This is a genomic window from Nocardioides sp. (genome assembly GCF_031422975.1).
In the GTDB taxonomy this organism is placed as follows: domain Bacteria; phylum Actinomycetota; class Actinomycetes; order Propionibacteriales; family Nocardioidaceae; genus Nocardioides.
This window is the reverse complement of the sequence record NZ_JANPEO010000014.1, coordinates 1-5108: the sequence shown is the minus strand read 5'-3', so window position 1 is coordinate 5108 and position 5108 is coordinate 1. Positions and strand designations below refer to the sequence as shown.

General features: G+C 71.1%; 7 protein-coding genes. All 7 read left to right on the top strand.

The window, feature by feature from the left end; translation table 11 throughout:
• Positions 1 to 918 (top strand): carbohydrate ABC transporter permease (locus RMO85_RS00605; RefSeq protein WP_310525798.1); only part of this gene is annotated, 918 nt, incomplete at its 5' end.
• 108 nt (positions 919 to 1026) lie between these two features.
• Positions 1027 to 1722, top strand: a complete 696-nt coding sequence (locus tag RMO85_RS00600) for a hypothetical protein (RefSeq protein WP_310525796.1) — start codon at positions 1027 to 1029, stop codon at positions 1720 to 1722.
• Positions 1722 to 2369: a YdeI/OmpD-associated family protein gene (locus tag RMO85_RS00595; RefSeq protein WP_310525795.1), complete on the top strand. Its 648-nt coding sequence runs from the start codon at positions 1722 to 1724 to the stop codon at positions 2367 to 2369. The genes RMO85_RS00600 and RMO85_RS00595 overlap by 1 nt, the downstream gene beginning before the upstream one ends.
• 24 nt (positions 2370 to 2393) lie before the next feature.
• Positions 2394 to 2744, top strand: coding sequence for a glycerophosphodiester phosphodiesterase family protein (locus RMO85_RS00590; RefSeq protein ID WP_310525794.1), 351 nt, complete (start codon positions 2394 to 2396; stop codon positions 2742 to 2744).
• A 37-nt stretch (positions 2745 to 2781) separates the two neighbouring features.
• Positions 2782 to 3171 (top strand): glycerophosphodiester phosphodiesterase, encoded by a 390-nt coding sequence (locus RMO85_RS00585; RefSeq protein ID WP_310525792.1) that lies wholly within the window; start codon positions 2782 to 2784, stop codon positions 3169 to 3171.
• Positions 3172 to 3260: 89 nt separating this feature from the next.
• Positions 3261 to 4079 (top strand): UbiA family prenyltransferase, encoded by an 819-nt coding sequence (locus tag RMO85_RS00580; protein ID WP_310525790.1) that lies wholly within the window; start codon positions 3261 to 3263, stop codon positions 4077 to 4079.
• On the top strand, positions 4076 to 5108 hold a 1033-nt coding region (locus RMO85_RS00575), incomplete at its 3' end, for a geranylgeranyl reductase family protein (protein ID WP_310525786.1). The genes RMO85_RS00580 and RMO85_RS00575, both read left to right, overlap by 4 nt.

The window sequence follows — 5108 nt, the reverse complement described above, 5'->3', positions numbered from 1 at the left end:
ACGCCCCCCGAGGACGGGGTCGGCGCCCGCGACCGAACACCCCCGACCCGGAAGGAGGGAGGTGTCCTGAGCAAGCACCGGGGGACCGTGGCCACGGTCATCGTGGCTGTGCTTGCGCTCATGTGGCTCTTCCCGCTGCTCTGGGCGCTGATCAACTCCTTCCGTGAGTACGAGTACACCCAGGCCAACGGCTACCTCTCCTTCGGCGGCTGGACCACCAGCAACTACGAGCAGGCCTGGTCGCAGGGCAACTTCGGGCTGCACATGAAGAACTCGATGCTCATCACCGTCCCCGCGGTGCTCTTGACGCTGTGGCTCTCCTCGATGGTCGCCTTCGTGCTCGCCCGCTTCAGCTACCGCTTCAACCTCGCCCTGCTCGGCGTCTTCCTGGCCGCCAACCTGCTGCCGCCCCAGGCGCTGCTGATCCCGGTCTTCCGGATGTTCCGCGAGATCCCGCTGCCCTACTTCATGAGCGACTCGGGCTCGATGCTCAACAGCTTCTGGGCGCTCATCCTCGTCAACACGGCCTTCCAGATGGGGTTCTGCACCTTCGTCCTGAGCAACTACATGAAGACGCTGCCCTATGAGATCTACGAGTCGGCCGAGCTCGACGGCGCAAGCGTGTGGCGCCAGTACTGGCAGCTCACCATGCCGCTCGTCCGTCCCGCGCTCGCGGCCCTGGCCACCCTGCAGGTCACCTGGGTCTACAACGAGTTCTTCTGGGCGACCGTGCTGATCCAGCAGGGCGACAAGCTGCCGGTGACGTCTGCCCTGAACAACCTGCGTGGGGAGTTCTTCACCGACACCAACCTCGTCGCGGCCGGGTCGATCATCGTGGCCCTGCCGGTGCTCGTGGTGTTCTTCGCCCTCCAGAAGCAGTTCGTCTCGGGCCTGACCCTGGGGTCGACGAAGGGGTAGTCGCCGCCGTCGCCCGGGGCCTGACGAGCGGAAACGGCCCCTGCGGCCTCGTTGCTTGCTAGGTTCGAGCCGCCGGGGATCGAGCGACATGCCATTCGGGAGTGCGGGTTGAGCGACCACAACGAGCCAGACCTCGCGCGCGAGCGCGTCCGCTTCGACGTGCACTCTGACGGGACGGTCGAGGGCGACGACGGCGACGACGGTCACCTCGCCGAGACCCTGCGCTACGTCTGCCGGATGGGAAGGCAGATCGGCGCGCTCCTCGAGCTGGGTGAGCTCGAGCGCGTCAGCACGCTGAGCGCCCTGGCGATGATGGCCCGCGTCGCGGGCGTCTCGTCAGAGGTGAGCATCATGGCCGAGGTCGAGGCTCAGCCGCTGGCGCGCCCCCAGATGGTGCCGGTGTCGGGGATGACCGTGCAGCGCGCGATCGACCGCGCCCTGCGCCGCGTCACGATCGACCTCGCGAGCGACTGGGCCGCGATCATCACCGACGAGAGCCGACTCGTGGGGGCGATGCACAACGACTCGGCGGGACAAGGTGTCCGCGAGTCCGTGCCCGAGGTCGGGCTGCGAGCACTCGCCATCCTCGGCGCCCTCGACGTGTCCCTGCGCGAGACCGCGGTGCGGCTCGACTTCGTGCGCGGGTCGGTGCTGGTCGCGGCAATCGGAGAGCACGCGCTGTTCACGCACGCCGACAAGTTCGACGTGAGCGAGGTGGTCAGGACGGTCGCCGCCGTCCACGGGCTGCTCGCCGGCGTGAATCTCTCGCGCGCGGACCACATCACGGACTTCAGCGGGGCCTGATGGTCGGCACGCCCGGCGGCACGCCGGAGAAGCCGGCGCTGTTCTTCGCCTCGGTCGAGGAGTTCCGTGAGTGGCTCGAGGCCAACCACGAGACCGCCACCGAGCTCTGGATGGGGCTCTACAAGGTGCATGTCCCCGAGCGCGGGCTGACCTACGACGACGCCGTCCCGGAGGCGCTCTGCTTCGGCTGGATCGACAGCGTCTCCCAGCGCATCGACGAGGACGCCGTGCGCCAGCGCTGGACTCCACGCAAGTCGAGCAGCGTCTGGAGCATCGTCAACATCGCGCACGTGGAGCGCCTGGTCGCCGAGGGCCGGATGAGGCCAGCTGGCCTGGCGGCGTACGACAGGAGGAAGCCCGAGCGGAGCGGGATCTACGCCTACGAGGCGGGCGGTCAGCTCTCCGACGAGCCGCGTGCGCGCCTGCTCGCCAACCCCGCGGCCGCGGCGTTCTGGGATGCTGCGGCGCCGTCCTACCGCAGGGTGGCCGAGAACTGGGTCGTCTCGGCCAAGCGCGAGGAGACCCGCGAGCGCCGGCTCGTGCAGCTGATCGAGGACTCGGCGGCGGGACGGCTGATCACGACGCAGCGATACGGCGAGACACCGAAGTGGGTGGCGAAGGCAGCCGAGGCCGCGCGGAAGGCGTGAAGTAGAGCAGTGCATCATGTTGCCGTGTTCGTACGCCGCCTGGTTGCCCTCGTCTCCCTGCTGACCATCGCGTCGGGCCTCACGTCCGGGCCCGCCTTCGCCGACCCGGACTTCACCCTGACTGCCCATCGTGGTGCCCCGACCAGGACGCTCGGCGAGAACACCCTGCCGGCGTTCGGGCGCGCGCTGTCTGACGGCGCGACGGCGATCGAGACCGACCTGCGGCGCACCAAGGACGACAAACTGGTCGTGCTCCACGACAGCGGTGTCGGCCGCACCACCGACTGCACCGGCCCGATCGGCTCGTGGACGCTGCGGGACCTGTTGAAGGAGTGTCGCGAGGACACGTCGGCAGCCGATCCTCACCGCGCCTGAGCTGCTGGGGTGGGCCGAGCACAACGGCGCCTCGCTGATGATCGAGCTCAAGGGCAGCAACTGGTCGATCAACCAGGTCCGCGGGGTCGTCAACCTGCTCAAGGACTCCTCCGTCTTCGGACAGGTCGCGATCTCGTCGCTGCGACTGACCGTGCTCGAGCGGGTGCACCGGCTCTCGCCGAAGCTCGACACCCAGCTCATCGTCAGCGGCTGGCGCAAGGTGAGGGCCTCGTTGGGAATGGTCGAGGGCTACAACGCGCCCGCGTCGAGCCTGACGAGGTCGCGGGTCAAGCGCCTGCACCGCAAGGGGATCCTGGTGGTCGGCGGGTATGCCGACTCGCCGGCCCAGTGGCGCGCGCTGGCCAGGCTCGGCGTCGACGGAGTGGTCACCCCGTCCGTGCGTGAGTACAGCGAATGGGCGCGCTGACCCACCAGCCCGCGACGGCACCGCGGCGCCTGTGCGGGACGTGTGAGTACGGTCGATGACGTCACGACCGAGCGAGAAGTGAGGCGCCCGTGAAGGCAGACGCGAGGATCCGGGTCCCGACGCGCCTCGACGCTCTGGTGGCCGCGGCGCACATCGGTCCCGCGATGGCGGTGACAGTGCTCGCCGGACTGCTGGCCACCGCGCAAGGCCTCGCGGTCGGACGGTCCGCCCTCGTCGTCAGCGCCGTGTTCGCCGGCCAGCTGTCCATCGGGTGGAGCAATGACCTCGTCGACCTGTCGCGCGACCGCCGGACCGGTCGCAGCGACAAGCCGCTCGTCGCCGGCTCGGTGTCGGTCCCCGTCGTCAGGGTGGCGTGCGTCGTCGCGGTGCTGGCCTGCGTCGCGCTGTCACTCGCCTGTGGCCTGGTGGCAGGACTGGTCCACCTGGTCTGCGTGGGCGCCGGGTGGGCGTACAACCTCGGGCTCAAGACGACGGTGTGGTCGTGGCTGCCCTATGCCGTGGCCTTCGGCGGGCTGACGGCCTTCGTGGCGCTCGCCGACTCCAGCACTCCGCCGTGGTGGTGGCCGGTCGGTGGGGCGCTGCTCGGCGTCGGCGCGCACCTCCTCAACGTGCTGCCCGACCTCGACGACGACGCTGCGACGGGAGTCCGCGGACTCCCGCACCGACTGGGTCGCAGGTGGATCGCGCCGGTCGCGGCGGCCGTGCTGGTCACAGCCACGGCAGTGGTGCTGCTCGGCGGCTCGCCGCCCCTGGCGGCCGCCCTTCCCGCCGGGCTCGTGGTCCTCGTGCTCGCGGCCGTCGTGGTCGGGGCGACAGGTCGTCGCCCCTTCGTCGCCGCCATCGGGATCGCGCTCGCCGACGCCGTCATCCTCGTGGTGGCGCGATGACGACGGACGAGACCTGGGACGTGGTCGTCGTCGGCGCCGGGCCCGCGGGCGCCGCGGCCGCGCTGGGCGCGCTCGCCGAGGACCCCTCGATGCGTGTCCTGCTCCTCGACCGCAGCACCTTTCCCCGGGACAAGTCGTGCGGCGACGGCATCGCGCCGCATGTCCTGGACGCGTTGTCCGCCGTCGGCGCGGGCGACGTGGTGGACGACTGGACCCCGCTCCACCAGCTCGAGCTCTCGCACGGCGACGTGCGGGTCGAGGGTCGGATGCAGCGCGAGGTGCACGTCGTGCCGCGGGAGGTCTTCGACGCCCGACTGGTCGCGCGTGCCGTGGCCGCAGGCGCGGTGCTCCGTCAGCATCGCGTGTCGTCGATCGCCGCCGACCCACTCCTCGTCTCGGGCAAGCTGCGTGCCGGCGTCGTCGTCGGCGCGGACGGCGCGCACTCCCTGGTCCGCGAGGCGCTGCTCGGTAAGCGCCGCGAACCACGCGCCCTCGCGATCCGCGGCTACGCGCCGACCACTCCGGAGCTCCGCGGACGCCAGGTCATCAGGTACGGCGACCGGCGCCAACCGTCGTACGCCTGGGCCTTCGATCGCGGCGACGGACTCGCCAACGTCGGGTACGGCGAGCTGCTGCCCGGCGAGGACAGGGGCACGCCCCCCAGCCGGCAGCTGCTGCTCGGCCAGCTCGAGGCACTCATCCCCGGCGCCGCTGCGACGGGCACCGGCTGGCGCGGCCACCACCTTCCCCTGAGCAGTTGGCGCTGGGACCAGCCGGACGGGCCGGTCCTGCTGGCCGGCGACGCCGCCGGCCTGGTCAACCCGATGACCGGTGAGGGCATCTACTACGCCGTGGCCACCGGAGTCGCCGCCGGGCGGACCGCCGCCCGGGCGGTGGCCGCGCGGCGACCCGAGGGTGCCGGGGCGACCCACCGCCACGAGGTCCGCGGCCTCCTCGGCTCGCACCTGCGGCACACCTGGCTCGCCTCTCGCCTGTCCCGGTCTCCGGCCGTGGTCGACGCCGGGATCC

What these genes read in the sequence shown, in the direction of transcription:
- RMO85_RS00595 (WP_310525795.1), top strand. Translation starts at nt 1,722, where the DNA reads ATGGTCGGCACGCCCGGCGGCACGCCGGAGAAGCCGGCGCTGTTCTTC.
- RMO85_RS00585 (WP_310525792.1), top strand. Translation starts at nt 2,782, where the DNA reads ATGATCGAGCTCAAGGGCAGCAACTGGTCGATCAACCAGGTCCGCGGG.